We start from the raw sequence: 26,033 nt of genomic DNA, 5'->3' as shown, positions 1-26,033 counted from the left end.
GCGGCGAACGGCCGATAGGAGGTTATATGACCCGCCGCAGCTTAAGCATAAACGTACTCCCCGCGTCCGAACTGCCGGCAAGCGTAAGGTCGCCGCCTTGGGCGCGGGCGAGCAGCCTGCTGTAGGTCAAGCCGAGGCCCAGCCCGCGCACTTTCCGCTTCTTGGCTTGCCCGCGGTAGAACTGCTCGAAGATGTGCGGCCGCTCCTCCGCCGGGATGCCGCCGCCGTTGTCGCGGACGAGGATGTCCATGTATCTGTCGTGCGAAATCAGCCGGATACCGACGCGGAGCGGGCGTTCGTCCGCCGCGGCTTGCAGGGCGTTGTTCAGCAGATTCACCACGATTTGCTGAATCCGCAGGGCGTCCCCGAGGGCGACAATCTCCTCCCCGCCGGGTTCAATCGCAACGGAGGCCTGTTCCTCCTCATGGAGCAGCCCCCATTGATAGACGATTTCCTCCACGAGCAGCTTCACATTGAGCGGGCTGCTCTTCACTTCCAGGCTGCCGGAGGAAAGGGCGTTGTAGTTGAGCAGGTCGGCAACCATCCATTCCAGCCGTTCGGACTCCTTTAGGGCGATATCCAAAAATTCCTCGGCTTCCTCCCGGTTCACCACCCCTTCGCGTACCGCCAAAAGCAAACCTTTGATGGAGGTGACCGGGGTTTTCAACTCATGGGTCACTCCGGCCAGCTGCAGCGCCCGCCACGCTTCCAGCTGCTTAAGACGGACGGCCATGTCCTTAAAGGAGCCGATCAGCTCCTGGATTTCGCGCTCCGGCGTGGCGATATCCAGGTTGACGTCGTATGAGCCGGCGGCGATCTGCCTGGCGCTCAAGGCGACGCGGCGAATCGGGCGGGACAGCTTGCGGGACAAAGCGTAAAGCGTGATCCACCCGCACAAAACAAGCGTCAGCAGCAGCAGCACGACCAAAATGATTTCGTTCGGACTATAGGTCAGCGAGCGCTTGGATTGAAGCAAGGCGACCTGTCCCTTTTTTTCCCCGCCGCTCATGATCGGAGTCGTCACCGCCATAAACCGGCTGTCGCGCGACTCAGTCAGATCGTCCGTCAGCTTGTGCTTTAGATCTGTATTGCTGATTTTCGGCTTGGAGAACACGAGTTTCCCCTGATCATCGGTAATAATCAGACAAAGCTCGTCTTTGTCCAGATTAAAATAAACAAACCGGCTTTTCAGCAAATGCTCAAAATCGGGCGGAATGACGATCTCCCCGTTTGGGGAGGTGACCCGTTCCGATATTTCCTGACCGAGCAGTCCGGTCGTTTTTAGCCGGCTGTCCCTCGCCGTTTCCCGGATCCAATACACCGCGGCCACGGTGATAATGGCAAGACCCAGGCACAAGATGGCAAAATATCGCAGGGTCCAGTAAGACAGGATCGAGGTTTGCTTAGGCGCAGGTTTTATTCTTTGACCCATAATTGATACCCCATTCCCCGCAGTGTGCGGATTTCTCCATCTTTCGCCGACCAGTGCGACAGCGCCTGGCGCAGCCGCTTAATGGACAGATCGACCGCCCGGTCGCTCCCGTCATAATCCATCCCCCAAACCTGCTCGATCAACTGTTCACGGGTAAAAGTCCGGTTGGGCCGCTCGGCCAGAAAAAGCAGCAAAGCTAATTCACGGGGGTTTAATGCGACCTCGGCCCCGTTGACCAAAACCTGCTTGGCGGCCAAATCAATGTGCAGGTTGCCGTAAATTCTTGTATTGCGGTGGTCATTCCAATGCGGCGGCCGGCGCAGCACAGCGTTGATCCGGGCGATGACCTCCTCCGGGACGAAAGGTTTGACCGTGTAATCGTCGGCCCCTCCGTTCAGGCCGTTGAGCCGGTCCGATATTCCGTCCCTCGCCGTCAGCATAATGACAGGGCAGGCGCTCTTTTTTCGGATTGCGGTCAGCAGGTCCATTCCGTCGGAATCGGGCAGCATGAGATCCAGCAGGATCAAGTCCGGGGCCTTGCGGTCGAATTGCTCCATCGCCTCCGCGCCGGTGGCCGCCCTGACGGGGAGGTGACCCGCTTTTTTCACGTATGCGGCGAGCACGCGCGAAATCGCTTCCTCGTCTTCGATAATCAGTATGCTTTTCACGGGAATCTCCTTTTTCTCCAAATCTCTCGTTGTTTACATCAATACCATATGCTGAATCCAGCCGCAAGCTTTTCCAAACAGAATCATGAAGAACCAAAATGAGGAAATTTAATCGTTTGACATCGTCCCGACACATTCAACTGGTAGTTTATGTGATAAATAGGGATTAGGAGGTTTTCTGAAAAATGAATAAACAAACGAGAAACTGGATCATCGCGGGCGGAACCGCTGCAGTGATTTTGATAGGAGTCGGCGGTTATATGTTTATGGACAGTTACCTGGGGAACAAGGTGGAGATCGTGGAAGCCATTCCGGCAAGCGGGGCTGTGGCCGAAGCTTCACCGGACGGAGAAAAACCGGTCGTAACCGCCGAACAGTTGAACGGGGAATGGAGCACTACCGACGCTTCCAAGGTTTATTTTTCCGTGACGACTTCGCGCGAAACCGTGAACTTTGAAAATGCCGCGGTCAGCGGAACATGGACGATCCAGTTGGACCAGCCCGAAAACATGAAGGCCGAAGGGACCCTGGAGATGAGCGAAGTCAGCTCCGGAAACGGCCAGCGGGACGAACATATTAAAACCGCGGACTTTTTTGATGTAGCGCAGTATCCCCAGGCAACATTTACCGCCGCCTCCTTTGAAGGACTGCCTGGCGAATGGGAGGAAGGGAAGGTTTACGATTTTAAGATGGCCGGAACGATGAACGTCAAAGGGATCGATAAAGAGGTTACATTCGACGGACAAGCGCTTTACCAGGATAATCAGGTGCGATTGTCCGGCACTACGACCGTGACCTTCGCCGATTTCGGCCTGCAAAATCCGCACAATGTCGTCCTGGAAACAGAAAACGATATTTCCGTCCGGTTGGAACTGGTGCTTGAGAAATAGATTCAACGCCAAACAAACATATTTGGCCGGCGGGGTGAATAGGATCAATTGATTAGGGAAAATGATGCCGTACTTTCGGCAGAGGAGTGATTGATCCTTATGGAGAACCGTTTTCCTGGTGAACCTCGTTCCGGAGGCGTGGCTATTCCCGAGCCCATTCGTTCGGATGGCAGCGGGGCGACGGACCCGGGTCCCCGGGACATAATGCGGGACTTGGAAAATCCGGATATGCTGGTTCCTCCGGTCACGGACCAGGGGTTGATTCCCAATTTGAAATTTTCGTTTTCCGATACGCACATGCAATTGGATCAAGGAGGCTGGTCGCGGGAAATCACGATACGCGAGCTTCCCGTCGCGACGACGCTGGCCGGCGTAAACATGAGACTGACGCCGGGCGGGGTGCGGGAGCTCCACTGGCATCAGCAGGCGGAATGGTCGTTTATGATCGACGGGAGAGCCCGGATCACGGCTGTGGATCAAGACGGGAGAAATTTTATCGCCGACGTTGGCGTGGGCGACCTCTGGTATTTTCCGCCCGGCATCCCCCATTCGATTCAAGGGCTGGAAGAGGGATGCGAATTTCTGCTCGTGTTTGACGACGGACATTTCTCCGACATGAATACGCTGTCGATTTCGGATTGGTTTGCGCATACGCCCAAAGAAGTGCTGGCGGCCAATTTCGGGGTTCCCCGCAAAGCGTTTGATCATATCCCGAAAGAGCAGGTATATATTTATCAAGGCCGGGTTCCCGGTCCGCTTGAAAGCCAAAAGATTACTTCACCTTACGGCGAAGTCCCGCTCAGTTTCACGCACCGCATGTTGGCTCAAAAGCCGCTGAAGACCCCGGGCGGAAGCGTCCGCATCGCCGATTCCTCCAACTTCCCGATATCTAAAACGGTCGCCGCCGCCCTGGTTGAAATCAAGCCCGGAGGCATGCGCGAGCTGCACTGGCACCCGAATAACGATGAGTGGCAATATTATTTGTCGGGCCAAGGCCGGATGACCGTTTTTGCCGGACACGGAGCGGCGCGCACGTTTAACGTCCGGGCGGGGGATGTGGGTTATGTACCGTTTGCCTTCGGGCATTACATCCAAAATACGGGCGACAAAAGCATCTGGTTTTTGGAAATCTTCAAAAGCGACCGGTTTGCGGACATCTCCTTAAATCAGTGGATGGCTTTAACGCCCAGAGAGCTGGTCCAGAGCAACCTGCATGCCGGTCCTTTGCTGATGGACGCGCTGCGGAAGGAAAAGTGGCCGGTGGTGAAATATTAGCGGTTCCGCTCGTATTTCAATACTTCTTCCACATCAGCCATCTGGACCACCAGTTGCAGGATGTCCTCCGCATTTTCGTGCCTTTCGGCGATGCTGGAGAGAAGGATGCCGATGATTTTGACCGATGCATGATCGGGGTTGTCCGGCCCTTCCCTCTCCTCCGGCGGCACTTTGGGAAGCACTAAATCCTCCAGCAGGACAGACACGCCGGGAAGGTCGCCAAAATCCTCGAGTTCAAACGGTTCAAACGGGCCGGAAACAGGTATGTATATGGTTTGCGTCCAATCGAGCTCCCCGGGCCGGGCTCGAACCACAAGCTGCAGAGGACGGGGGGCATCATCGTAAAAATCGCAAAAAGCCGCAATCCGCATCCGTTACATTCCTCCATTTCCTTTAATTTGACGCTCCAGTTGGGAAAGCACCCTTTGGGTTTCGCTCGACCATCCTGGAGCCGCTTGCTTTTGCCGCCGATTCGCGGCCTGGGCCGCCGCAATTAGACTGCCGTGCAGCACCCGCCGCTGGATTTGATCCAGCCGCTGCTCGGCTAGTGTAAGCGGGACCTGAAATTGTTCGGCAATATAGGGAATCGCTTCGCCGCGATGGTCCGGCACGGGCAGCTTGGCGAACATGTAAAACGGCACGGCGGCATACAGCACGAACTGCTCGGCTTCGCTTTCCTGGGCGTTTTTGAACAACGCGGTCATACGGCGCTGATCCCCGGCATGCCGGAGCACATGGCACAACTCATGAAAAAAGATAACCCGGGCTTCCGCCGCATCCTTGTATTTGTTGAGAAAAATCACTTTCTCCTCGTTATCGGAAAAGGATGGGCAAGATTCATACACCAGCTCCACGCCAAAAGCTTCGGCCACCCGCTCAATGTCGAGATCCGCCGGGCTCGCAATCCCATGGTTCAGGCATTTCGTATTAATCCACTGCTCCAGAAGGGTCTCATGATAATAGGCGAATAACATCCAAAAACCACCTCGAATAAGAATATATGTTCGGTTTGGGGTCCAAAATAAGGGCCCCGCAATCAGGGCCGTAACGTGCATTATGTAAAAACCGGATGTTGATCGGCATTCCTCTTGATTACTTCGGTTCATCTCCGCCCAGCAGCTTCTTTTTCTGCTCACGGTATGCTTTTAAGGCAGCTTCCATCATGGCGATTTCATCGGCCGTATACGCTTCGGGACCGCCAAAAAAAGACAGATTGCTCCCTTTCTCCCCGGAAGGGGACGGGTCCTGCGTACGGCCCAGCAAATAGTCGGCGTTCGTATCCAGGGCGTCGACGATCTTCCGCAGCGATTCGGGATCGGGCTTGCGGTCGTTCGTCTCATATCTGGACAGCTGCGCGACCGACATTTCCGCTTTGGCAGCCAGGTCTTTTTGCGTGAGGTTATTTTGTTCTCTTAAGGATTTGATCCGCTCACCTAGCGTTTGCATACTTACTCCTCATTTGCCGTTTAGTCCAGTATATCATGAATTGACAAATTGGTAAATAAGAAAAGCTAAATTTGGATGGATTAATGGTTGACAAAATGAACAACGTCCTGCGTTTTAACTTAAATGTACTCGATGCCCCTTTTACCCTGTTCGACAGCAATTTAAAAGAAACGATGCAAATGGGCTAAATCAGCCTATTTTGGAAGGTATACCTGTAGAAACTTTTTTTGCTATGTGCTCGTCTAATTAATAAATGGAAAAATTAAGGTGATTGGAAATTTGCCGAAGTGGCAATTTAATGTGTTGACATTACCAATATGGTAATTTATAATCAGGATACAACTTACCAAATTGGTAAAAATGAGGAGGGCAATTGAATGGGAAGGAGGAAATTTGAAGGAGACGGCTTGACAGAACAAGGAGAAGTCCCGTAATTCATGCTTGGCATATGAAACCTGTAATGGACAAGCAATGCTGTCTAGTGTTACCGAAATGGCATCAATTTAGAACCCGTTTTTATAGATCCGAGAACCGCGGCATTCATTTTAGCATAATGGACAGGAGGGCTTCTAATGGGAAGAAGACGGATTCATGTATATACTACTTTTTTTAGTGCGCTGCCGGTCAATGAGCCGGCCACCCGGTTGGCGGTGGAAAAACGGTTGGAGGAAGTGAGGCAGTTCCGCCAAATCGGAATGATCCGGCAGGAGGCGATGATTACCCCTGGATACGAACCCCGGTACCATGGCGTCACCAACCAGGTCAGCAAACCGACCGAGCATCTGGCGATCCGCAATGCCGACAAGGAGGCGGAGCTGATCCGGAAATCGGAACTGCTCGACATGGCGATGGAGAAATTGTCGGCGGATCAGCGGGAAGTGATCGAACGCAGCTATCTCAGCCCGGAAGGGGAGTACGATTTCATCAGCTGCGGGGAAATGGGCATCTCCGACCGGACCTACCGCCGCATCAAAGCCAGCGCCATCCGCATCTTGGCGGCGGCGATGAGGCTTGAGGTGTATGAGGAGCAGGAAGAGACAAAAGCGAAAAAAACGAAACACGAGGTCGGCTGACGCCGGCCTTTTTGCATATTGTGGGGAGGGGGAGGGCTCAACCTGGAATCCGGTGCTTGACAGCCGGCTGCCGGATCGGCCGAGCGTGGGCTGACAGTCGGCTGACCGTGGCTGGCTGTGAGCTGGCCGTTGGCTCAACCGTTGGCCTTCAAAAATAACGGCACTTTATGTACTTATATTCCGGAACCTAGCACGTTCATCTCCATTAGCGACATTTTATGTACTTATTTTCCTAAGAATGGTTCAGAAGATGGGTATATTCTTGCGACGAGGGAAAATAACGACCTAAATTGCCTCTATTTCTTTCAGATGGACGGATATCGGAGGAATAGCGGCATTTTATGTACTTATTTTTTACACAGGAGTTTTTACGTGGAGTTTCTCAGGCGGCCTGATTTTGTAAAGGGTTTTCCCGACACTATACCTTTCCTGTGCACGCTTTTCATACACTTGTCCGTTAGCTGTCCGGTGAATGTCCGCCGCTTGTCCGGCACATGTCCGGCACTTGTCCGTTCGCTTGGGTTTATCCGTGGTAAATTGGTAGTGTGGAAATCAGGGACACCTGATCTGATCCCTACTATAAACTTTGCGAAAGCCGCTGAGCCATCAGCGGTTTTTGTTTTGGAAGGAAGGATGCGTGTGCGGAAAAAGAGCAATAGCCTGCCGATAAAGGCTTCGGCGCAGGTCTGGGCTCAGCCGGAACGCTGCCGGAGCTGCATTTGGGGACGTTTTGAAGGAACCAGACAGTTTTGCAGCCTTCCGCGCTGCGTGATCAATGAGTTTCACCTGGAAAGGAGGTGAGTATCATTGCTGGAGATGCGATAGGCGTAATTCGCGGCAAACTGCTGGAAGCCGTGCCGGAGTTGCGGGAAGTGTACGATTCGCCGCCACCGGCCCAGACGGAAAGCGCATTGCCTTTTGCGGTTGTGCGGCCGGTCGGCGGGGACGGTGCGGACGGTGCGGACAGTGTGAACAGTGCTGAAAGTGCTTGGAAAGGGCTCAGGCTCTTAAATGAGGTCGATCTCTATGTATCCGCAGTTGTCCCGGAGGAAATGGACCGGCTGGGCGAACTTGTCGTTAATGCGCTTGATAAGCAGTTGCTTAAGGCGGATAGCGGGGAACTTTGGGCCGGTTTGTATTTGGGAATCTCGGGCTCGGAGGGAGACGACCTTGACGAAGAACGCGGGGCGGTAAAGCGCGGGATGCAGATCGCGCTGCTATCGCCGCAGCCTGTCTCGCAGCCGGTGCAGATCACCGGCGATTCGTGGCTTACGGCGTTAGCCGACTGGACGAAACGGACGCTTGGCCCGGAGTGGGCGGCGTTTTGCGGCGCTTGGCCGCCTGGCCATGCAAGGCCCGCGGTGCTGTGGCAAATGATCGGTATGGACGTGCGGACGCTCAGTCCGTCATCCTATGAGATCGAAAAGCGGATGACCGTGTTTTTCCGGGCGGAGAATGCCGATCAGGAGCACGCGGGTATGCTGAAGCTTCTTGAAGCGTTAGGCGCCGCGGTGAAAATCCCGCTGGACCGCGCGGAGCGGACGTTCCTGCGCATCGGCGAGCCAAAGGTGAGCGTGCCGACGGCCGGCTCGGGAACCGGGGCGGCAATGGGGACGATGTCGGCGGTGGGGCCGCTTACCGTTTCGCTAGTGCGGCGAACCGCCAAACCAGCGGAGGAAGCGCCGCTCATGCAATACGTTCATTATCAATCCAATATGAGGTGAGGCAAGTGGCAGGGAAAAAAGGAACGGCGGCCACGAAGGCAGCTCAGACGAGGGCAGTTCAGGAAACTGCCGCTGCGAAGGTCGCGGAAGATCCAGCAGCGAAGGTCGTGGAACATCCAGCAGCGAAGGCCGCGGAAGATGCAGTAACAGAAAAGGCTTATCCGCTTCATGAGCTGATGGCGGTGTCCGAAACGCTGCTGGGGGTTAAGCCGGAGGTGCTGGCCGGTGCTGTGGCTGGGGCCAGAGCCGGGGTCGGAGATGGGGCCGGTAAAGAGATGATGCAAGTGGAGGAAGCCAAGCGGCTGGTCAAACAATTTTTGGGGAAGAAGGTGCTGTAAATATGGCAGGAGGAACATGGAGTTTAACGGATCAGCCGGTATTGCCGGGACTGTACATGAATTTTGTGAGCGCGGCGGGGACCGCCATTCAATCGGGAGCGCGCGGCGTAGTCGTCGCTCCGGTCAAAGCCCACTGGGGGCCGGTGGGACAATTCACGGAGGTGGCGAACGAAGCGGCGATCCGGGAGCTGTTCGGGGATGACGACTCCGATGGCGCATCCGCGCTGACGACGCTGTATCTCGCACTGTTGGGCGGGCCGAAAAAGCTGCTCGCCTACCGGATCGCCGCCAGCACGGCGGCAGAGGCATCGCTGACGCTGAACAATGCGGAAGGCGCCGCTTCGCTTTTGCTCAAGGCCAAGTACCCGGGCAAACGCGGCAACAGCTTCAAGGTTACGGTTCAACCGAGCCTGTCGGTTTCCGGCAGTAAGGAATTGAAGCTGTATGAAGGTTCGACGCTGCTGCGGACGTTCCCGCTTGGCAGCGGATCGGCCGAGCTTGCGGCGGCCGCGATTAACGCGGATACGGCCAACCTCTGGATCACGGCCGAGATTGCCGGTGAAGGCGCGCTAGCCGATGTGTCCGGCGCGGCTTTGACCGGCGGGGAAAGCGGCATTTCCGGCGTCACGAACGCCGATTACGTGGCGGCTATCGCCGCTTTTGAAACCCAGGACTTCCACGTGCTGACGCTCGACGGTGTTTCCGACCCGGCACTGCGCACCAGCATCGTGGCTTGGGTGAAACGCGTCCGCGAAGAGGGCAAAGGTGTCATCGCGGTGCTGGGCGGCTCGGCGGCCGACGATACCGGAGCCGACGCGGTGAGCAAAGCGATCGCACGCAGCGCCGTTATCGATTACGAGGGCATCGTCAACGTCGGCACCGGCGCGGTTCTGAACGGCAAAGAGTACAGCTCCGCACAGATCGCCGCCTGGGTTGCCGGGCTGATCGCCGGCCAATCGCTGAAGGAATCGACGACGTATGCGGCTTCGCCTTTCGACGATGTTACGCGGCGCTGGACCCGCTCTGAGCAAGAGCAGGCGGTGCAGGGCGGCGTCTTCCTGCTCGTCCACGACGGCCGCAGGGTGAAGGTGCTGCGCGGCGTGAACAGCTTGATTTCCCCGCGCCAAGGCCAGAACAAAGGCTGGAAAAAAATCCGCAAAATCCGCGTCATCGACCAGATCAACGCCGATTTGCAGCGCACCGCCGAGGACTATTATATCGGCAAGGTGAACAACACCGAGGAAGGCCGGCTGGCCCTGATCGGCGCCGGGAAGCAGTATTTGCAGACGTTGGCCGCGGAGAGCGTCATTGAGGCAACGGGTTTTGACGTCACGCTTGATCCGCGTTTTTACGGCAGCGCGCCGCAGTTTGTCCCTGAGGACGATCAGGTTTTCCTGGCGTGGAAAGCGGACGACACCGATGTGATGGAACAAATTTTCGGCACGTTTTACGTGCAATAATTTTTGAGGGGAGAGCTTATCTATGGCACAATTTCTTGATCCCGGCCGCGTGATTATGGGCACGTACGGGCAAATTTTTATCGAAGGCCAGTGGCAGTCGAATTTGAATCACCTGGAGGCCAACGTCGAAGCGGAGAAGAAGGAACTGAATCTCGTTGGCACCGACTATACCGTTTACAAGCTGGGGCGCAAAAAAGGGACCGGCACGATGAGCGGCTACAAAGTAACGTCCGATATGATCGCGCGGGGATTTCAGAAGTTTTCGATCATCCATAAGCTGGACGACCCGGAGGCTTACGGCTTCGAGCGGGTTCAGTTGAACAACTGCATGGTGGACAAAATCCAACTGGCCAACTGGACGGCCGGCGAAGAAGTGACCGAGGAAACGCCGTTTACGTTCGAGTCGTACGAGCTGCTGGACCCGATCGTGGCGTCTTAATTTTGGATTATTAGGCCAGTAACGTACAAGAGGAGGAATCATTTTGAGTCAGGATGGGCTGTTGAATGAGCAGGAAATTTTGGACGGTCTTTTCGAAACGGCGGCGAATTTGCCGGAGGAGACCGTTTTTATCGGGCGGTTGGGTTTAAGGGTCACGCTGCGCGGACTGACGTCCAGCAAGGTGGACGCGATCCGGGAGCGGTGCACGATCCGCAAGACGACGAAAGGCCAGGTCACGGAAAAAATCGACAGCGAGCTGTTTAACGCCGCATTGATCAAGGAAGCGACCGCCTCGCTGGAAGTGGTTAAGAAGCGGGAGAACGGCGGGGAAGCGCAAAGTTTGAAGTTGAGCGGCTGGGGCGACGACCGCCTGATCAGCCGGCTGAAGCTGTCCGGCGGGGAAGAGGCGGTGCGCCGTCTGCTGCTGGCCGGGGAACTGGACGCCGTCGGCGATAAAGTGCTGGAGATTTCCGGCTTTGGGGTCGACATCGATGATCTAAAAAACTGATCGGCTCCGGCGGCACGACGACGCTGCTGTTCCATTTGTGGACACGGCATCATCTGCGCCCCGGGGAATACTGGTCGCTCCCCAAAGGAGAGCGTCTGCTGCTTAGAGCGTTTGCGGAGCGGGAGCTGGAGATGATGCAATGAGCGTCTCCCGGCTCCCGGTTTTCCCGCTTCCGGGCGGGCAGGCGTAGTACGGAGAAAGGAGGTAACGAATGGCCGACAAAGAGATCTATGAGCTCGAGATCGAGATCGAAAACCGCGACGTAGACAAAACGCAAAAAAAGCTACGTTCCCTGGACAAGCTGCTGCAGCAAACCCAGCGCCGCGCCGGGCTTTTGGGCAAAACGCGAATCAAACCCGCCGTCACGCTGGACGACCGCTTTTCTTCCGCCGCCCGTAAAATCGGCGACACGCTGACGCGGCTGCACCGCACCACGGTCAAACCGGTCGCCGAGCTCGACGACCGCGCGTCCAAAGCGGCCGTGAAGCTTTACGCCACGCTTGCGGCGCTCAGCGCCCCCCGCTGGCGTGTATCGGTCGCCGGAGTCGACTGGGAGACCGCGGTCGGGGATTCTTTTATGAAATGGATAAGCTCCGACGGCAAAAGCACGATGCAGCGTATCTCCGCGTCGATCGCCAGCGCGCTTGGCGGTGGATTGAAGGATGTTATGATGCAGGCGCTGGGGTTGGGGGATGCGGTAAAGGCGAGCGGAACTAGAAATAGCGGGGGGAGTTCGAGGAAACCGAAAAAGAGTAGCGACTTGGGGGTATCAGGAGAAGGCGCTTCTAGTCTACTTTCGCCCTCTTTAACGGATATTATAATCAAGGAGGGCAACAACAAGAGCAACAACACGGCTAAACAGCCCGGATTTTCCGAAGAAAGTGATACCAATCCCTTTACCGCCTCTCTTCCGGATTTTATGAAAAAATGGGATTTCAATAAGACTAGAAGACCGGGATTTTATGAGGATGGCTACTATGATGTTTTGAGCTTTCTTAAAGATGGTTTAAAAGATAAAGCTCAAGCAACTGCCCCCAAATCTCTAGAATCTACCCCCAATATTCCAGTGACCGGTATAAAATCGGGGTATAGTGGATCGATTTATGCAGAGGCGGGGTTACGAGCAGGAGAGGCATTCTTCCAAGCGTTTTTATCCGTCCTTGACTCTAATCAGATTGGTGAGAAGTTGGGCGGGGTAAGCTTTAGTCCAGTTGCTGAAACCGATAAGAAGTTGGCGAAGTGGGAAGAGGAAACCATAAATATTTTTAAAAGTGTCGCAACTTCGTTGTTTTCAAGCTGGTTATGGGGAAAACTTAATAAATGGAACGGCAGTTTGAGTAAGTATCTTATAACTGATTTGAGTAAAGTACCAAAACCTGTTGCTGGGCTTGCTAGCGGAGCAACCAAAGGCCTTGGAGAAGCAATGGGCCCATTAGGAACAATTTTGTTATTGAATGATGGATATAACATTTCTGCAGAATTAACTGACTTTGTATTGGGACATAAGGCAGGGGATCGTAAGTATAGAAACCCGTTGTTTGGATTTCCAGAAGATTACTATACGGACAGCGTCTCTCCGTTTGGTTGGAAGGAATTTTGGAATCATCCTGCAGTACAAAGTATAGTTAAACCCGAGCCATTATCTAGCTCGAGTTTTAAGCCATCATGGAATTTTAATGAATATAAAAAGGTATGGACTAAAGCGTGGAACGACCTGTGGGGCTTTTCTAGCAGTAATCAAGAAGAACCTTTAAATAATTTAGGTACACAGTTGAATACCAAGGGAAGTTTGTTAGCCCCGAGCGTAGGGGGAACAATGAGTCCGGATAAAGAAAGTCGTAGAATTATGGGAACATCAGTGCCTGATGCAGTTCTTCCTCCTTTTGCTTCAAACCAAATCAATTCACCGGAAAAAACATATTCAAAAGAGAACACTGGCTATCAAATCAACGTTTCCGTCGCCCAAGGCGCCCTCAACCTCACCGTCAACAAAGACGAGATCAATTACGACGAACTTGCCCAGAAGGCGGGCTGGAAAATCGCCAATGAGGTCAGGTTCGCCATGCAAAATCTGAAGTAAGGGGGCGATGAGGAAGATGGAAATCCATTTGATCGACGGAGCGGGCAATGACTTTTATTTTCCGGTGAATCCGGACGAAATTTCGATTTCCCGCGGGAAGGCGCTGGAGACGGTCAATATTTTGTCGCTGGGGGAATACGATTTCCCGGCTGGAGAGAAGGTGAAGGAGATCGCCTTCTCTTCTTTTTTTCCGGCGGTTTATGATCCAGGATACTGCAACTATGAAAATCTCCCCGACCCGCAGGAGGCGATGAATCAACTGACCGCGATGATGAACGGCAAATCGCCGGTACGGCTGATTGTTTCCGGTACGGCGGTGAATGTGCTCGTTACGATTGCCGCGCATAACAGCAGCTTTAAAGGCGGGGAGCCGGGGGACGTGTACTTCGACCTGACCGCCCGCACCTGGCGGGAGATGAAGGTCCATACGGCTGCTTCGGCGGCGGGGGCTTCGGCCAAAAAATCAACCCGTCCGGATACGAAAAAGCCGGCGAAAACCTACGTCGTCAAATCCGGCGACACGCTGTCCAAAATCGCTAAACTGGAGCTCGGGGACAGCTCGAAGTGGCAGCAGATTTACAAAGCGAATCAGAAAACGATCGGCAAGGACCCGAACAAAATCAAGCCCGGTCAAAAGCTGGTGATGCCGTAGTGAGTTACGAAGTGGTGCTGCAGAACAAATATTATTTGCGCGAGCTGGTGGAAGGGATCACGTTAAAGGATTCGCTGGACCAAATTTCTTACCAAGGGACGATACAGCTGAAAATTCCGGCGTCTTTTCCCGGCATTGAACCTGGGCAGGAAATCCGCATTAGCGGAGTGCCGTTTAGCGGGGGCGGCGGCGCTTCAGGAGCTGGCGGCAAAAGCATGGTGCATCTGCTCCACCCCGGCGTCGTTTGGGAATGCTCAAGCTCGATCAAGCAGGCAAAGCATATGACGGTGACGGTGTACGACCGGACGATTTATTTGGCGAAATCGGAGGATGAGTACCTTTTTTCAGCCGGAGGAACGGCCGGTCAACGCCTGCGAAAATACGCTGCGGACTGGAGCATTAAACTGGATTCGGTGCCCGACACGAAAACAAAACTGAAAAAAGCCGTCTACCGGCCGCAGACGCTTTACAGCATGATCATGTCCGATCTCAAAGAGACGGTTAAGGCTGGAGGTAATATGTACATTCCGCGGATGACGCCTGCCGGGCTGACGCTTTTTCAAATCGGCAGCAACAAAACGGTCTGGGTGCTGGAGCAGTTGGAGGAAGCGACGCAAAACCGCACGCTGGAAGGCTCGGTCACGCGGGTGAAGGTCATCGGCACCGAGGATCAGAAGGAAAATGCTCCATCCAAGGTGTTGGCCGTGGCAAGCGGGGAAACTGCTAAATACGGCGTGCTGCAGCGGATTGTTCAGGACGAAAACGTCAAAACCGCCAGCGCCGCCAAAAAGTTCGCCGAATCCATGCTGACGGGCCTAGGGCAGTCCTACAACGTCACCTGTGTGGATCTGAACACGGTTCGCGCCGGGGATAAGGTGAATTTTAACGGATTGAATCTGATCGTGACGTCGGTGTCCCACGAGCTAGGCGAGCCTGGTCATATGACGCTGGAGCTGGCGCCGGAGGCCGACGTGAAAAGGAGGTATTTTCTTGACAACTGATCCATATGCGGCATTGGCCGTTTCGCTGCGGGAAAATGCCGCGAGGAAAGCGGCGGAAGCTTTGGCGGGCGTTTCGGCCGAACTGGGGACCATTACGAGGTCGGGGCTGAAGCTGGACAACTTTAAGCATGAAATCCAGGATTATTTGGTCGCGGAATTTCCGGGGACGTTGAAGCTGCCTGAGTTAGCGCTAACCGGGGAGGTTGGCTGGCTGGATGACGAAAGAGAACGCATCGTGGAAGTACAGCAAGGTGAATTCTCTTTTGAACCCTCGGAAACCGCGGGAGTAGCGTTGACCTTGCGGTACCAGCCAGGCGACCGGGTGCTGGCGCTGCCGATTAACGGCGGGAATGATGCGATCGTCATTTGCAGGGTGGTGAGCGGGAATGGCTAATCTTTTTCCGGAAGCGGTGGTGGATGCGTGGTCCTCTGCCGAGGAAGAAACGCCGGAAACGACGAATGATGAGGTGGCTTTTGGGCGAAGCTGGCGTTTTGATTTTGAGGCCGGGGAATTCGTAATGACGCCCACGCGAAAAATAGCCCGGGCCGACGACACCGCCGCCTGGGTGGTGTGGTGTGAAAAAGCGATCCGCACGCCGCGCTACCGGCATTTGATCTATTCGCGGTCGTACGGGCAGGAATTCGAAGAGCTGATCGGCAGAGGCTACAGCCGCGCCGTCCAGGAAAGCGAGATCGAGCGGATCGCGACGGAGACGCTGATGGTGGATCCCCGCACTTTAAGCGTGGGGGATTTTTCTTTTTCATGGCAGGACGATGGATGCCGGTTTAGCTGCCGGGTGAAAAATGTCCGGGAGGAAGAGATGATCGCGGAAGGGAGTGTGACATGATGGCGGAGCTGCCGCTTTATTTGCAGGATCAAACGGAAGAACAAATTATGCAGCGGATGCTGGCTCGGGTGCCAGCGGATATCGATAAATCCGAAGGTTCTTTTATTTGGGACGCCGAAGCCCCGGCAGCATTTATGCTGGCGGAGGCGGCGGTGTGGGCACGGCAGGTGCTGGAGCGCGGGTTTGCAAGCACGACGTACGGAGAGTACCTCGATTTGCGGGCCGCGGAGCATGGGGTGACCCGGCGGCCGGCCGTGGCGGCGGCGGGCGTGGTCAGGTTTACCGGGACGCCCGGGAGGACGGTTCCGGCGGGAACGGTCGTGGCGACGCCGGCCGACGAGGTTACGGCGGAGGCGTCGATCGAATACGAGACGACGGCGTCGGTAACGCTGAATGAAAACGGCGAGGGAAGCGCTCCGATTCGGGCTATTGTGGCGGGGAAAGCGGGCAACGTGCCGGCGGGCGTGATCGAGATTATCGCAACTCCGGTGAGCGGCGTCACGGCGGTGACAAACCCGGAAGAGACCCGGGGCGGCGCCGATACCGAGTCGGATGAGCTGTTGTTGGAACGTTTTTATTCCCAGGTGCGAAACCAGGGAACGAGCGGCAACAAAGCGCAGTATATGAAATGGGCCGGAGAGGTGCCCGGTGTCGGCGGGGTGCAGGTAAAGCCGTTGTGGAAGGGGCCCGGAACGGTGGGGATTTATTTGTTGGACACGGAAAAGCGGGCGGCCAACGAGGAAATTGTGGCGGCAGCGCAGGCCTACATCGATCCGACCCAGGATGGACAGGGAGAAGGCATGGCGCCGGCAGGCCCGATCGTCACGGTGCTGGCGGCCGATGAAGTGCCGATCGACATCCGGGTGAAGCTGACGTTAGCGAGCGGGGCGACGCTGGCCGAGGTACGGAAGCGGATCGAAGACGGCGTGCGTGCGTATTTGAAGCAGCTGGCTTTTGCCGATCCGTTGGTGCGATTTACCCGGATTGCGGCGATTCTGCTGGATATTCCGCCGATCATCGACTACGCCGAGTTGACGGTGAACGGGAACGCGGATACCAATTTGGAGATTTACCCGGGACAGGTCGCGGTGCTGGGGACGGTGGAAGTTTATGAGTGAGCGTATGCTGACGAACATGAGGAGCATAGGGGAACCTTTGCTGGCGGATAAGAGTGGAGCTTTCCCGGGAAGTGCGGGTGAGCCTTTGCCGATAAGCACAAGTACCCCTTTACTTACGAGCCCGCAGGGGCGCGAAATGTTTTCCTATCTGCCGAGTTATTACGAAAACTCCCGGGTCATGCAGGCGGATATGAATGCCAAAGGCACTGAGCTGGATCGGCTATTCGAGGCATTAGACGAAACGCTGGAGCAGTTTTTTGTGCGGACGGCCACTTGGGGCCTCGATCGCTGGGAAAACGAGCTTGGCATCGAGACCGATCCTAGTAAACCGCTTGACCAGCGCCGGGCCGTCGTCGAGTCCAAGCTGCGGGGCAGCGGGAAGTTTTCGGGGCGGCTGGTGAAGAGTGTGGCGGAGGCGTATTACGGCGGGACGGTGGATGTTTTTTTTAAGCCCAGTGAATGGAGCTTTACGGTGAAGTTCGTGGATAGTGCAGGGATTCCGCCGAACCTAAACGATCTTATAGCCGTTATCGGAGAACTTAAACCGGCGCATTTGGCATTGAATTTTGAATTTTCTTATTTGCTGATTCGCGACATTCACGAGGTGCTGACTCTTAACCAGATGGAACAAATCTCATTGAACCAATTTGCAGGAGGTGATCCGGTTGGCCAGTAATACACCTAATCTTAACCTACTCAAAAAAGACCCGGCAACCGATGGAAACGATACGTTTAACATCCAAACGATGCTCAACGACAACTGGGATAAAATTGATGCGGCGGTGGGGGAAGTTCGAGAAGAATTGAAGGACATCAATGTTCCCGATGCTTCCCTCACACAGAAGGGAATCACGCAACTTTCCAGCGCCACGGACAGCACTGCCGAGGACAGAGCCGCAACGCCGAAGGCGGTCAAGGCGGCGTTTGATGTTGCAGCAGCGGCACAGTCAACAGCGAATATGGCATTACCCAAATCGGGCGGTACTATATCTGGAAACTTAGCTGTAACCGGCACACTCACAGTAGGTGGGGTAGATATAAAAGCAGCATTGGAGGTCGGGATTGTGAAATCAATACAGAGGTTTTATGTAGAATTGGTGGGACATACCAAGCAGGTGAACGTTACTATCCTGCCGGTGAATACATCCAAAACTGTTTTGAATTACTTAGGCGTCTCATGTACTGCAACAGACTCATCTAATTCGTTTATCACTTTACGACTCATTTCTAGCACAACTGTTGAAGTAAATCGAGCAATAGCTGCAACTGATGCCAAGGTGTCTTTTGAAGTTATAGAATTCAACTAAATCAGAAGGGTGGTATACAGATCAGGATGTTTAAGTCAAAAGATAGAGCAGAAGCAATAGAATTTAAAGATGGAGAGCCGTCAACGATCAAGGGAATCATAAAGTTAACGAGTTTGCGTGCTACTGTTGAGTATAACCTAGACGGAAGCGTACGGGCCGGGCTCATTGTAGGGCCAACCGAGACGCTCGTAGTTAAGTTGGGGCAGTATGTTTACAGAGAGAGCAGCGGGAAGATTGGCGTTTGTGATTATGAGCAGCTTATTCAAAAACACGAAGAAATCACCTACTCAACCACAGGGAGCGCCGCATAAGCGTGTTTTTTTTAGATTATTTTTTTTTATAAATTCTCAGCAGTGTTGAGCATTATACAAAAATCAGACTTATGTTCGTTCTGTCTGCTTTGAATGCACTTAATAGATGTTTTTCTTAGCCTTCGGAGCCGATCCGAAGGCCATTTTTTTATCGAGAGAGGGTGAGGGTAATGGATATTACGGTAATTACTGCGGTAACGTCGGTCTTGGCCGCGCTGAGCGGTATTGCTTTAGGGTGGGCGGGGCGCGCAAAGGCGATGCGGCAGGAGGCTGAAGAGGCGGCGGAGCTTGAGGCGGTACAGCGCGCCGATGTGGAATACATCAAACGTGGCGTGGACGATATGAAAATAGAACAAAAGCTGCAGGGGCAGCGGTTCGAGGCGTTTTCCGAGCGGTTAACGCGGGTCGAGGAATCGACCAAGCAGGCGCACAAGCGGATCGACCGCTTGGAAGAATAGATTGTATCAAGGAGGTGATAGTTTTGGATGTTACTAAATATAATATAGAGCGCCGGTACATTGCCAAGCGATCCAACGTAAGACCCGGCACAAGGCTGAAGACGGGGACGCCGGAATTTTTTGTAGCGCATGATACCGGCAATCCCGGGGCGACGGCGGACAACCACTTTAACTATTTTAACTCGCAGACCGACCGCTCGGCCTCGGCCCACGTTTTTATTGATGATACGAAAATTTTGGAGATCATTCCAACCGGCACCGGTTCCGATCCGGCGGAGAAGGCCTGGCATGTGCGGTATGATGTGACCACCGACAACGACGCTTTCGGCTATGACGCCAATGACGCCGCGCTGGGCATTGAACTGTGTTACGGCGGAAAAATCAACTTTACCGAAGCTTACAATAGATACGTTTGGTATTTGGCTTTATGCTGCGACAAGTGGAACAAAAATCCTTACACCTTTATTCCCACCCACAAACAGCTGGATCCGGCGCGGCGGAGCGATTGTGAGCAGGCCTTGGCCAGCGGCGGCAAAACTTTAAAACAGTTGCTGAATGACGTAGCCGCTGAAATCAAGTCCACCCGATCCGCTGGTTCGAATCCGAACGCCAATACTAACGGAAGTTTTACCCCATTGCCGGCCTACATTGCGCAAACGCTGATCGACAACTACGTATCCCCGGCATGGTTTGCGTCCCAACGGAAAAACGACGAAGCCGGCAAAACCCATTTTCATAACCTGGCGAACAATCTGCGTTTCGCTGCCGGAATCCCGCTTGCCAACGATGCGGTCGCAAAACCGCTCACCCGGCTTCCCAAAAGCAACGCCCAGGAAATCATTTTCCGTTGGCTCTCTCCCGCATGGTTTAAAGCCAAAGCCGAAGGAAACGACCCGCGGGCTCAGCATTTTCACAATTTGGCGAATTACCTGCGGCGGGCGGCAGGGATTCCCGAGGAATAAGAAAGGAGGCGATAAGAATGCAAAATGAAATTTTGACCAATGTCCTGGCCTTTGCTTCGGTCTTATCGGTATTTGTTTTAGCTGTCGTACAGCTCGTCAAAACAACGATAAACCTGCCGAAAAATTGGGTGCCCTTCATCGGTGTGATCATCGGTGTGTTGATTGGTGCGGCGGCGTACCCTTTTACGGACATGGACCTGGTGTTGCGGTTGTGGGCCGGCGGCTTGGCCGGCTTATCGGCAACCGGGTTGTTTGAGCTTGGCAATAACCGGCCGGGAACGACGAAGGACAAGTAAACCGGCGTAGCTGGAATAGACCGTCACCTACCTCTGGGGCGGTCTATTTTTTCTTTTTAATAATGTATACTACGGCGTTTATCTTTGCACCAAAGATTCATCGAAAACAAGGTCTACGGAGCCGATTTTTTGTTCGGTATCCGTCTCCACATCAAATTCCCCGTTATGATCCTCGTCCAGATAAAAGCTTATGGTGGCGTTAGCGTTGGACGGAGTTTTGACCTCTGCCACCAAATCGAAGCGCCCTTCCCGATCGACGGTCAACTTCCCTTCTCCTATAAAAGAATGCCCGTCTTCGATTTGATAGAAGAAATAAGTTTCCCTGAGATTCGATGCTTTTCCGGAAATTTGAATTTGCCGGGTGTCCAGAACCGTTCCCGGACGGGGGTTATCCAATTGCAGCTTAACTTCATTTCCGCCACAGGCTGTCAGCATTAAAATGAGGGCGATCAGCGGCAAAACAAGGCCATTTCTCATCATTTTCCTCCTGAAGGTTGTTTTTTTAGCTACTAAGATCACTTTAATGGATAGATTGGCGCCAATCAATAAACAACGAGGTGATCAAACATGGCTTGAATGGTATTGTCAATACCTTTTTTACTATGTTAGAATGAAATCAAACGAAACTGCATAAAATAAAGAGTGAAGATGCGCACATCTTCACTCTGGCAACAGCCGCTTTGAAGAGCGGTCAGCTGTAGTCGGTTAAAGGAATAGACCCTTTCCTTCCACGGGGTGGTCTATTTCTTTTTGTTTTGGTTTAACGTAGCAACTATCGTAATGACCAAACCGATCAGCGTTATTAAAAACGCCCCGAATTGAATCATTAAAGACAGCACGTCCTTAACCTCCACAGGCATCACCTCCCTTCAAGGGAGACTAGCCGACCACCCATCTCAGCCATTCTGTTGTTAGGGGTATTATACCACAAATTGGAAAGATACAGAGAGAGATGACTTTAGAAACAATGGCAATATTAGCAATCTCTCAAATTCATCATGTCTTCTAGGCTCGTTCGACTATCCTACTCTGGTAACTCATCAGGAAAATGGCATAATTTGTTGGCAAGTTCATTTTTGCCCGTTAAAATTTCTGCCACCAGTCCCGCTCCAAGTCGAAATCCGCAGGTGAAAGTTGCAGTCAACTCCATATCATGAATCTGAGCGTACAAATCCAGTAAAGCCTCAAGCTCCTTAAATTCCTCTTCGGAATGCCGTTTTTTCCAGTCCGTCATCGTTTCGTATACATCTATGTTTACCTGACGATACTGCGGATCCTCGGGAACTATCTTTTCAGCCGGACATAAAATGCCGTTGTAAAGCTGCTCTATAAGACTGTTCATTTCTCCCCATCCTTTCAGAACATGATAGAAAGATTGATATTTGCTTAAATGAATCATAACATAAAAAAACATTATTTTGTAGAGTATACTCCGTGGATTTATTGCTGTAGACAACGGGATAATAAATCCAAAAAGAGGTATTGTCTTGAAATCAGAAGTCATTTTTGGACAAGTTCTTAAGACAATTCGTAAAGAACAGAAAATAAGTCAAGAAAGTTTGGCACTTAGAAGTGACCTTGATAGAACGTATATATCTATGTTGGAGCGTGGCATCCATCAGCCGACATTAAATACTTTATTAGCCTTAGCCCATGCTTTAAATATGAAGGCATCTGAGTTGGTTAAAATTGTTGAAGATGAAATCGAAAAAAATGAATAGAGTCTTATAAAGAAACCGCTACTTTAAAGCGGTTTTTTCTATATTTAATTTGAGGATCAGTCCGCATGGAATGGTCAAATATAAGGAGGATTAACATTTGATTTAATAAAAACGGCACTAAGCCGAGATCAGTGCTTGACGAAATAAATTATGACTCTAGCTCTATTGATTCGAGGAGGCCGGACTGAGGACTGAGGTGGCTGTTCTATATATAGCATTCGTGTCTTGGTTTCCCTGCAGGCTGCTTTGCACGATTATCCCTTTCGTTCAGAGGGCAGGGGTTGGGGGCTAGGATGTGAGGGATTAATAAGGAAAAAATATCTGCTTCTTACAAACCTATCTTTTCTCCTGAATTTATCTTCTTCTCTGCTTCTCTGATTAAACGGGATAATCGTGCAAAGCGTCCGGACAGCGGATGTTGATCTGCCGACCTGCCCACCGGCCTTCCCTGTCCTCAAGCTTTCAACGCCTTTCCAGCTTTTCTTTCCATGACCGGTTGCCGACATCACTGTCAAGCACTGATGATTAGACTGAGTCAAAAAAACATTATTTCCCTGTTGTATAAAGAACGTATGTTTGTATATACTACAAACAAACGTTCTTATTTGGAGATGGTGCTGGTGAAAAAATACATCGGCCGGACCGTTGAGATCATTTACATGGACCGCTCGGGAAAAATCACGCAGCGAAAGATCGAGGTTCATGACGTCCGTGAGGATCTGGTGCGGGCAACTTGCCTTGCTTCCGGCGAACCCCGGGCTTTTCGGCTGGATCGGATTTTGGCCTGTGTTCCGGTTGAACGCCGGGGCCATGATGCTTCTTAACCTAGATAAGTAAATTATCCTCATAAATGTGTCCGGGGCAGCCCCGTGCTGCTCCGGACTTTTTGTTCATTTATATAGGTGAAACGGATCATTTGTGGGATATTATGCCAACTAAGGAATTGTGAGGCCGGCGGCGGGTTGATAGAATGTATTGAAGTGTCTTTTCCATAAAATATCTAAATGTCCAGGAGTACGGAATGAATAGGACTAACTATGTGCTGTCGAATGATGAGTGGTTTTACCTATGCTTGCTTTCCGGAGCCACTACCTTGTTCGGTTTGGAAAATGTGCTGAATGGCCTTAATTTGCAGGAGGCCCGCCAACGATGGGAGATCGTGTCCGGGCGGCTGAAGAGAAAACATATTTTGACGGAAGAAGATGAGGATCAACTATACATAAAGCGTGATTATGCCGCGATTGCGGAAATTTTGTCGTTTCCGGACCAGGTGTTTGCTTGCTTGGCGGAAAAAAACGGGGCAGTCTCCATGGAGTTTATCCATTGCCGGGCGGGGATGTTCACGCGCTTAACTGGAGAAGAGACTTGCGAGGTCCAGCTATGCACCGGGCGGGAAGAAGCGATTGCCATGCTTCGAGAACAGTTTTTGCTTAGCGATTGTGAGCAAGAGGCGTCTTACCGTCTACCTGCGACGGAGGTCAATTACGCTCTGGCGCTTGCAGGTACGGGAGAACAAGGAGCGGCAACGGTTCTTTGGCAAAAGCTTGGGATAGATCGTCAGACCTCGGAAGACTTAGCGGAAGCCTTTGGGCCACAGTCCGATTGCCGGGTCATTGCCGGATACCATTTGGCTTCCAGAGAGGAAGCCGAAGCGCTGTTTACCTGTGCGCGAACAGAAAAAGGAACCTGGATAATGGGGATGATGCCGGAGCGGGATCAGGTCCTCTTGTTTCGGCGCCAACCGCTTTCCGCTCTTGAACAACTTTTTGCGTTTCCAAGCATGTTGGCGAAGGGAGGGGAACGTCTTGGAACTGAAGGTTGATCCGGCCCGCATTAACGGGCTCGCAGACGAAGTACGCCGGTTGGAGCAACAGTTCGGGGATCAAGTCACAGTTACGCTAAAAAGGGTATCGGAGTTAGCCAGTAGAACAAGTTCGGCTTATTCCGAGCCGGGAGTCCGCTCCGCAATATCTGAAGTGGAGCGGCGGATGGAGCGGATTAGGCAGCTGTCCCGGGAGATCGGCGGCGAATTGCGCACGAAAGAGAAAACGCTGCGCTGGGCGGCGAACGAGTATACTCGCCAGGAGCAGGAGTCCTTTTTAAAGGCGAAGCAGTTAAAACTTCCAGTTACCTTAAATAAATTTGCCGCGCTCCCGACGACTTCAGGGAATAAAACGGCCGTCCTTCCTTTGCCGTTTTCGGCGTTTTCCTTATTCTCCCGGGCGGCGGTTTACCTCCCTATCACCGTAGAGCCACTTACGAAAGAACTGACCCTGGATCCGGAGCATAAGAGCGACGAAGTGTTAAAGCTACAAGAAAGATTGCAGGAACTGGGATACGAGCTGGAAGCAAACGGTTATTTTGACTCGGCCACGCTGGCAGCAGTTAAACGGTACAAAGAAAAATACGGCCTGGACAATACCGGCGATCGGCAAGGGATCGTGGATGAAAATGTGTGGCGGACTTTGTTCGGGACGCTGAGCGGGCTGCTGACGGTGCAAATGCACGGTCAAACCTATTCCGAGCCGTTGAAAATGGCGCAGCTGCGGTTGCAAGAGCTGGGGTTTGAGGTCGAGGCGAACGGCTATTTTGATGAAGCTACCGTACGCGCGTTGGAAGGGTTCCGGGAGGTTTACGAGAAGGATCAAGACGGGCTCCAGGGTGTAATCGGGCAGGCAACCTGGCAGGCGCTGTTTAATATTCCGAAAGTGGAACCGGTTGAGGAGGCCAAGCACGAGCCGCAATACTTTATTATGGCCGATGATCCGCGAAGCTATTCGCTGGACGATGTGCTAAACCGCGATGATCCGGAAGTTCAGGAGCGGCTGAACCAGACCTGTTGGGCAGATTTGACCAAGGAAGAACAAGACAGGATCTATAACGAGCTGAAAGAGCTTGAGAAAAAAGAAGAAAACGAGATGCGGCAAAAACAAAGCGGCATCGGCAATCCTTTTTTCGCGAACCTAATGGTCGGCGGGTCGAATGCTGTGGTGAACGCAATCAACACGGCCTCGGCAGGATTGCCGGAGCTGCTTGCCGAATGGATTATGGGACCGGAGCCGGAAGGATACGTAAATCCGCTGGATGATCCGTACGGCAAAGGAGTTGGCGAAGCTGCCGGAAATGTAGCCGGGTTCTTTTTGCCCTTTAAATATGTGAAGGCAGTGAAAACACCGGCGGCCCTCTCCAAGCTATCGCCGACGGTGGTCAGATCCATGACGGCGGGAGCGATCTTCGGCACGGCCACCGAAGCGTCTGACGCGGTAACCGACTTCAAGAATGACGGCGACCAAGACCTCACAGGCCGCGCCCAAAATATCGCCCTCGATACCGCTATGGCCGGAGCCGGGGACGTGACCTTCACCTTTGCATTTAAGTTCGTTTCCAGCGCACTCAAGAGTACTGCGGGGCAAAGGCTGACCGGGTGGTTGAAGCGTTCGGAAGTGGATGAGGTGCCGGCAACAAAGAATGTAGAGGTGTCAGGCAAGGGTGCGATTGCCGGTGTAGATGAACAAGCAGTTAAAAATGCACTTGAAAAAGGAAGTGAAAAAACCTGGAAAGAGTTTTTGGCTGCAAACCCTGGGAAAAGTGTAGAAGATGCCTCAAAATCGTACATCAAATTAATTGAAGAACAATCCCCATGGCCTGAGGGATTCGATATAAAAGCTAACATGACTACACTTAAACCGGGGGATACATTCCAAATGGCTCTAGATAGTACACAACCCTTAACTTCACCAGGTAATTTTGCTACGTTTGATGATATACTCAATACTGAATTTGTTAGAAACAATTTAGCAGTTAAGTCTGATTGGAAAGCCGATTGTAGTAAAGTTGTTACTTATAGGGTTAAAGAAGGCGTAGAATTGCCTGTAGTTAATGGCCCAGTTGGCCCACAAGTAGACTTAAGTATTGATAAATACTTACCGGGCGGAAGTAATCAAATACAGATGTTACTTGATAGGAGCATTAATAAAATGGATTACCTAGAGATTGTTTCAGTACGCCAGATAAATTAATTTTTTA

General features: G+C 52.8%; 32 protein-coding genes. 24 read left to right on the top strand and 8 right to left on the bottom strand.

Features of this window, described 5'->3' with window-relative positions; all coding sequences use genetic code 11:
* Positions 1-22: 22 nt before the first annotated feature.
* Positions 23-1,432 carry a HAMP domain-containing sensor histidine kinase gene (locus NYE69_RS25990; RefSeq protein ID WP_340928590.1) on the bottom strand — a complete coding sequence of 470 codons (1,410 nt, stop codon included), beginning with the start codon at positions 1,430-1,432 and terminating at the stop codon, positions 23-25.
* Entirely contained in the window at positions 1,417-2,100 is a 684-nt protein-coding gene (locus tag NYE69_RS25985) for a response regulator transcription factor (protein WP_340928589.1), read from the bottom strand. The genes NYE69_RS25990 and NYE69_RS25985 overlap by 16 nt, the downstream gene beginning before the upstream one ends.
* Positions 2,101-2,285: 185 nt before the next feature.
* On the opposite strand from NYE69_RS25985, the gene NYE69_RS25980 reads away from it, so the two are divergent.
* Together NYE69_RS25980 and NYE69_RS25975 are read left to right on the top strand one after the other, a co-directional pair.
* Complete coding sequence (locus NYE69_RS25980) at positions 2,286-2,990, top strand: YceI family protein (protein WP_340928588.1); 705 nt, start codon at positions 2,286-2,288, stop codon at positions 2,988-2,990.
* Between the two features lie 99 nt (positions 2,991-3,089).
* The gene (locus tag NYE69_RS25975) at positions 3,090-4,265 is read left to right on the top strand and encodes an oxalate decarboxylase family bicupin (RefSeq protein WP_340928587.1); all 1,176 of its coding nucleotides are present in this window, start codon (positions 3,090-3,092) and stop codon (positions 4,263-4,265) included.
* On the opposite strand, the gene NYE69_RS25970 is transcribed toward NYE69_RS25975, so the two are convergent.
* The 3 genes from NYE69_RS25970 to NYE69_RS25960 form a co-directional block, all read right to left on the bottom strand.
* The gene (locus NYE69_RS25970) at positions 4,262-4,636 is read right to left on the bottom strand and encodes a hypothetical protein (protein WP_316561843.1); all 375 of its coding nucleotides are present in this window, start codon (positions 4,634-4,636) and stop codon (positions 4,262-4,264) included. The genes NYE69_RS25975 and NYE69_RS25970 overlap by 4 nt on opposite strands.
* Positions 4,637-4,639: 3 nt before the next feature.
* Complete coding sequence (locus tag NYE69_RS25965) at positions 4,640-5,239, bottom strand: ImmA/IrrE family metallo-endopeptidase (protein ID WP_316561842.1); 600 nt, start codon at positions 5,237-5,239, stop codon at positions 4,640-4,642.
* A 118-nt stretch (positions 5,240-5,357) separates the two neighbouring features.
* Positions 5,358-5,711, bottom strand: a complete 354-nt coding sequence (locus NYE69_RS25960) for a helix-turn-helix domain-containing protein (RefSeq protein ID WP_316561841.1) — start codon at positions 5,709-5,711, stop codon at positions 5,358-5,360.
* A gap of 572 nt (positions 5,712-6,283) precedes the next feature.
* Here NYE69_RS25960 and NYE69_RS25955 point away from each other — a divergent pair.
* The 18 genes from NYE69_RS25955 (at position 6,284) to NYE69_RS25870 (ending at position 20,286) form a co-directional block, all read left to right on the top strand.
* Positions 6,284-6,784: an ArpU family phage packaging/lysis transcriptional regulator gene (locus NYE69_RS25955; RefSeq protein ID WP_340928586.1), complete on the top strand. Its 501-nt coding sequence runs from the start codon at positions 6,284-6,286 to the stop codon at positions 6,782-6,784.
* A 797-nt stretch (positions 6,785-7,581) separates the two neighbouring features.
* Complete coding sequence (locus tag NYE69_RS25950) at positions 7,582-8,508, top strand: hypothetical protein (protein WP_316561446.1); 927 nt, start codon at positions 7,582-7,584, stop codon at positions 8,506-8,508.
* A 5-nt stretch (positions 8,509-8,513) separates the two neighbouring features.
* The gene (locus NYE69_RS25945) at positions 8,514-8,846 is read left to right on the top strand and encodes a hypothetical protein (protein ID WP_316561447.1); all 333 of its coding nucleotides are present in this window, start codon (positions 8,514-8,516) and stop codon (positions 8,844-8,846) included.
* Positions 8,847-8,848: 2 nt separating this feature from the next.
* The gene (locus tag NYE69_RS25940; protein ID WP_316561448.1) at positions 8,849-10,306 is read left to right on the top strand and encodes a phage tail sheath family protein; all 1,458 of its coding nucleotides are present in this window, start codon (positions 8,849-8,851) and stop codon (positions 10,304-10,306) included.
* A gap of 22 nt (positions 10,307-10,328) precedes the next feature.
* Entirely contained in the window at positions 10,329-10,745 is a 417-nt protein-coding gene (locus NYE69_RS25935; RefSeq protein WP_251595850.1) for a phage tail tube protein, read from the top strand.
* Between the two features lie 43 nt (positions 10,746-10,788).
* The gene (locus tag NYE69_RS25930; RefSeq protein ID WP_036620919.1) at positions 10,789-11,253 is read left to right on the top strand and encodes a phage tail assembly chaperone; all 465 of its coding nucleotides are present in this window, start codon (positions 10,789-10,791) and stop codon (positions 11,251-11,253) included.
* A gap of 23 nt (positions 11,254-11,276) precedes the next feature.
* Positions 11,277-11,396, top strand: coding sequence for a MucR family transcriptional regulator (locus tag NYE69_RS25925; protein ID WP_164815305.1), 120 nt, complete (start codon positions 11,277-11,279; stop codon positions 11,394-11,396).
* A gap of 68 nt (positions 11,397-11,464) precedes the next feature.
* Complete coding sequence (locus NYE69_RS25920) at positions 11,465-13,333, top strand: hypothetical protein (protein WP_340928578.1); 1,869 nt, start codon at positions 11,465-11,467, stop codon at positions 13,331-13,333.
* A gap of 16 nt (positions 13,334-13,349) precedes the next feature.
* A complete protein-coding gene (locus NYE69_RS25915) occupies positions 13,350-13,985 on the top strand; it encodes a LysM peptidoglycan-binding domain-containing protein (protein ID WP_340928576.1) in 636 nt (211 codons plus the stop codon).
* The gene (locus NYE69_RS25910; RefSeq protein WP_340928574.1) at positions 13,985-14,986 is read left to right on the top strand and encodes an XkdQ/YqbQ family protein; all 1,002 of its coding nucleotides are present in this window, start codon (positions 13,985-13,987) and stop codon (positions 14,984-14,986) included. The genes NYE69_RS25915 and NYE69_RS25910 overlap by 1 nt, the downstream gene beginning before the upstream one ends.
* Positions 14,976-15,380: a hypothetical protein gene (locus NYE69_RS25905; protein WP_340928573.1), complete on the top strand. Its 405-nt coding sequence runs from the start codon at positions 14,976-14,978 to the stop codon at positions 15,378-15,380. The genes NYE69_RS25910 and NYE69_RS25905 overlap by 11 nt, the downstream gene beginning before the upstream one ends.
* A complete protein-coding gene (locus tag NYE69_RS25900) occupies positions 15,373-15,834 on the top strand; it encodes a DUF2634 domain-containing protein (protein WP_124332530.1) in 462 nt (153 codons plus the stop codon). Before NYE69_RS25905 ends, NYE69_RS25900 begins: the two co-directional genes overlap by 8 nt.
* Entirely contained in the window at positions 15,834-16,952 is a 1,119-nt protein-coding gene (locus NYE69_RS25895) for a baseplate J/gp47 family protein (RefSeq protein WP_340930537.1), read from the top strand. The genes NYE69_RS25900 and NYE69_RS25895 overlap by 1 nt, the downstream gene beginning before the upstream one ends.
* 136 nt (positions 16,953-17,088) lie before the next feature.
* The gene (locus NYE69_RS25890) at positions 17,089-17,628 is read left to right on the top strand and encodes a YmfQ family protein (protein WP_340930535.1); all 540 of its coding nucleotides are present in this window, start codon (positions 17,089-17,091) and stop codon (positions 17,626-17,628) included.
* Entirely contained in the window at positions 17,618-18,259 is a 642-nt protein-coding gene (locus tag NYE69_RS25885; protein ID WP_340928571.1) for a phage tail protein, read from the top strand. The genes NYE69_RS25890 and NYE69_RS25885 overlap by 11 nt, the downstream gene beginning before the upstream one ends.
* A 481-nt stretch (positions 18,260-18,740) precedes the next feature.
* On the top strand, positions 18,741-19,028 hold the full coding sequence (locus NYE69_RS25880) for a hypothetical protein (protein ID WP_036620935.1): 288 nt from the start codon (positions 18,741-18,743) through the stop codon (positions 19,026-19,028).
* 14 nt (positions 19,029-19,042) lie between these two features.
* A complete protein-coding gene (locus NYE69_RS25875; RefSeq protein ID WP_340928569.1) occupies positions 19,043-19,990 on the top strand; it encodes a peptidoglycan recognition protein family protein in 948 nt (315 codons plus the stop codon).
* 17 nt (positions 19,991-20,007) lie between these two features.
* A complete protein-coding gene (locus NYE69_RS25870) occupies positions 20,008-20,286 on the top strand; it encodes a holin (RefSeq protein ID WP_340928566.1) in 279 nt (92 codons plus the stop codon).
* A 78-nt stretch (positions 20,287-20,364) separates the two neighbouring features.
* Here NYE69_RS25870 and NYE69_RS25865 read toward each other — a convergent pair whose 3' ends face one another.
* The 3 genes from NYE69_RS25865 to NYE69_RS25855 form a co-directional block, all read right to left on the bottom strand.
* Complete coding sequence (locus NYE69_RS25865) at positions 20,365-20,763, bottom strand: hypothetical protein (protein WP_036620939.1); 399 nt, start codon at positions 20,761-20,763, stop codon at positions 20,365-20,367.
* A gap of 263 nt (positions 20,764-21,026) precedes the next feature.
* Positions 21,027-21,146: a putative holin-like toxin gene (locus tag NYE69_RS25860; RefSeq protein WP_445744792.1), complete on the bottom strand. Its 120-nt coding sequence runs from the start codon at positions 21,144-21,146 to the stop codon at positions 21,027-21,029.
* A 164-nt stretch (positions 21,147-21,310) separates the two neighbouring features.
* Positions 21,311-21,628 (bottom strand): DUF6809 family protein, encoded by a 318-nt coding sequence (locus tag NYE69_RS25855; RefSeq protein WP_340928563.1) that lies wholly within the window; start codon positions 21,626-21,628, stop codon positions 21,311-21,313.
* A gap of 145 nt (positions 21,629-21,773) precedes the next feature.
* Between NYE69_RS25855 and NYE69_RS25850 the strand changes: the two genes are divergently transcribed.
* The 4 genes from NYE69_RS25850 to NYE69_RS25835 all read left to right on the top strand — a co-directional run bounded on the left by NYE69_RS25850 (position 21,774) and on the right by NYE69_RS25835 (position 26,026).
* Positions 21,774-22,007: a helix-turn-helix domain-containing protein gene (locus NYE69_RS25850; protein ID WP_340928562.1), complete on the top strand. Its 234-nt coding sequence runs from the start codon at positions 21,774-21,776 to the stop codon at positions 22,005-22,007.
* A 617-nt stretch (positions 22,008-22,624) separates the two neighbouring features.
* On the top strand, positions 22,625-22,831 hold the full coding sequence (locus NYE69_RS25845; protein WP_340930534.1) for a hypothetical protein: 207 nt from the start codon (positions 22,625-22,627) through the stop codon (positions 22,829-22,831).
* A gap of 197 nt (positions 22,832-23,028) precedes the next feature.
* Positions 23,029-23,829: a hypothetical protein gene (locus NYE69_RS25840; protein WP_340928560.1), complete on the top strand. Its 801-nt coding sequence runs from the start codon at positions 23,029-23,031 to the stop codon at positions 23,827-23,829.
* Positions 23,813-26,026 (top strand): peptidoglycan-binding domain-containing protein, encoded by a 2,214-nt coding sequence (locus NYE69_RS25835; protein ID WP_340928558.1) that lies wholly within the window; start codon positions 23,813-23,815, stop codon positions 26,024-26,026. Before NYE69_RS25840 ends, NYE69_RS25835 begins: the two co-directional genes overlap by 17 nt.
* Positions 26,027-26,033: the final 7 nt, after the last annotated feature.

It is taken from the genome of Paenibacillus sp. FSL R5-0527 (assembly GCF_038008055.1).
GTDB lineage: Bacteria > Bacillota > Bacilli > Paenibacillales > Paenibacillaceae > Fontibacillus > Fontibacillus macerans.
Note: the sequence above shows the minus strand (reverse complement) of the source record. Positions and strands in the feature narration are given on the sequence as shown.